The organism is Pseudomonas sp. HPB0071, from assembly GCF_000478505.2.
Taxonomy (GTDB): Bacteria; Pseudomonadota; Gammaproteobacteria; order Pseudomonadales; family Pseudomonadaceae; genus Chryseomonas; species Chryseomonas luteola.
In genome coordinates this window covers 315,375-318,103 of the sequence record NZ_KI517369.1, presented here as the reverse complement: position 1 = coordinate 318,103, position 2,729 = coordinate 315,375, and the positions used below count along the sequence as shown (strand labels likewise).

The window sequence follows — 2,729 nt, the reverse complement described above, 5'->3', positions numbered from 1 at the left end:
CTCTCGGTCGCTGCAGCCTGGGTATGGCTGGCCAATGCGCGTATCTTGCTCAATAGACTGGCTTGAAAGGTTTTGTTTTGTCTACACCCTCTAAGTCTGTTCGTACAGTCTGCTGCTTGAACTTAAATGATGAGTATAGCGTCCAGCGAGACATGAGAATTTTGACTCTAAAGTAGTTCAAGACCGGCCGATGCTTAGCTCAACATCATTTCTCTTGGATTAGCCATCACGTTGTCTTTTTAAGTTACGCACAGTGACACGCTTGACGCACAGCGGCTGGCCTTCTATTGCCTTGCTTACTTGAGTTGCCATGTCTAAATACCGAAACGAAACCCGCTCATCTGATAGGGAGTCGGAGCGCATAGCGCTATTGCGTGCGCTTAATCTCCTGGATACTGCCCCTGAGCAGGTCTTTGACCGTATCACTCGGCTATTGGCCAAGGCACTGCATGTGCCTATCGCGCTGGTTTCGCTGGTAGACACGCATCGGCAATGGTTCAAGTCCTGCGTAGGCCTTGCGATTCAGGAAACGCCTCGAGAGTACTCCTTCTGCGCCCATGCCATTGAGCACAGCGAAATAATGGTGGTGACTAATGCACTGGATGATGAGCGATTCAGATTAAACCCTCTTGTTACAGCATCACCTGACATTCGTTTTTATGCAGGTGTGCCACTGCGTACCCGAGACGGATATGCGCTAGGCACCCTGTGCGCGATTGATACCCGGCCTCGTTATCTGACGCAAGCTGAACTGCAAATACTTCAGGATCTTGCGGACATCATTATGCGAGAGATTCAGCTTCGGGAAGTCTCGCTGCTTTCAAATAAACAAATCGTTAATTCGGACTTAAAATTGAAATCGAGCGAGGCTCGTTTTCGCTCCATTTTTGAGCATGCCGGTGCAGGCATTGCGTTCATCTCTCCCCTGGGATTATGGGTGGATGTTAATGACGCCTTTTGCAGTACTGTGGGTTACAGCCATCAAGAGCTGACGGAACTTACTCTCTGGGATATGACTTATCCTGAAGATTTACGGCTAAATCTGCAACTTTTCAGTCAGCTTAAGGCAGGTGAGATCAATCACTATCAATTGGAGAAGCGCTACCGGCACAAGCAGGGGAAGGCAGTCTGGGTAAAGGTTACGGTTACCAGGCAGATTGATTCAAATGAGGGGCAAGGCTTTATTTGCGTGATGCAGAACATTCAGGCACGCAAGGAGGCTGAAGAGTCGCTCATATTCCTACATCAAAGTCTTGAGAGACGGATCGATGAGCGTACAAGAGAGCTCAATAGCGCTAACGCAGCGCTCACGTCGATGATGAAAAGGCAAGAGCGTGAAGCGATGGAGGATTCGCTTACCGGATTGCCTAACCGCCGTGCGGTGTATCGGTATCTCCAGGCCAGGCTGGATATCCAGCCGTCGAAAGAACATCCCGTGCAGATCCTTTGTCTGGATCTGGACGGATTCAAGCCGGTCAATGATAGCCTTGGTGATCGCGTCCTGATGGAGATTGCAGCTCGGCTAAGCACCTTTATGCAAGGCTCCGATCTGGTGGCCCGTCCAGGAGGCGACGAGTTTGTAGTTATAACCAGCGGCTCTGCCAGCAGGCCTTCGGTTGAAAAACTGTGCGAGCGGCTGATTGAAATCATAGGACAGGGTATTCAAGTCGCAGAGCATGAGGTCTTTATTGGCTGTAGTATCGGGATTGCCTCTGCGCCCCGTGACGGTAGTTCTGCTGACGAGCTTCTTCGCTTTGCTGATATTGCCCTCTATGAGGCTAAAGCGGCCGGACGCAATACCTGGCAATTTTATACCCAGGAGATGAATGCACGACTGCTTGTTCGCCGGCAGATTGAAAGTGATCTCAAGCTGGCCTTGCAACGTGATGAGCTTCGCCTGGAATTTCAGCCCCGCTATGCCATTGATGGAATGTCTCTGGTGGGCGCTGAAGCCCTGGTCCGCTGGCAGCATCCCTTACGCGGCCACATGAGTCCTATAGAATTTATATCGATTGCGGAGCAAACCGGACTTATTGTTCCTTTGAGTGACTGGGTCATGCGCCGCGCCTGTTTTGAGGCGGCTAACTGGGACGATAGTGTTTTTGTTTCAGTTAATTTATCGGCAGTCGAATTCAAGCGGAGTGACCTAATCGCACGGGTTAGAACTGTATTAGATGAAACTGGCCTCTCTCCCAACCGGCTAGAGCTTGAGGTTACCGAAGGCGTCATGTTAGATAATGCTGAGGAAGCTTTGACACAGATGAAAGGACTTAAGGAGCTCGGTGTTCGGCTATCTATGGATGACTTTGGGACGGGGTATTCCTCCTTAAGCTATCTTCACCGTTATCCCTTTGATGGTCTTAAGATAGATCGTAGTTTTATCAAGGCATTATGCGAATCGGAGGAGGGGCGTCCCATCATTGAAGCCATTATTGGTTTAGGGCAGGCCTTAGCGCTTGTGATTACCGCTGAGGGCGTTGAAACCCAAGAGCAGCTCCAAACGCTTGCTCAACTGGGATGCGATCAGGCGCAGGGATATTATTTAGGGAAGGTCTGAAGTAGCCCTGTATTTCCGGTCGACTTCAGCCCTCGCTGCTTTTGAAAGCGGGCCGTCGATCAAAATCGACCAGGTAACCCGCTCAGTTCTCCGTTTTTGGCCGCCGCGAGCACCTCGCAGCAGCCATTTCCCGCATTACAGGCGTACCTCTCCTGCGGTAGTCAGCAAATGT

1 protein-coding gene is annotated in these 2,729 nt (G+C 50.7%); it reads left to right on the top strand.

Going from position 1 to position 2,729, the window contains the following annotated elements:
• The first annotated feature begins 310 nt into the window (after positions 1–310).
• Positions 311–2,557, top strand: a complete 2,247-nt coding sequence (locus HMPREF1487_RS26505) for a putative bifunctional diguanylate cyclase/phosphodiesterase (protein WP_010799477.1) — start codon at positions 311–313, stop codon at positions 2,555–2,557.
• Positions 2,558–2,729: the final 172 nt, after the last annotated feature.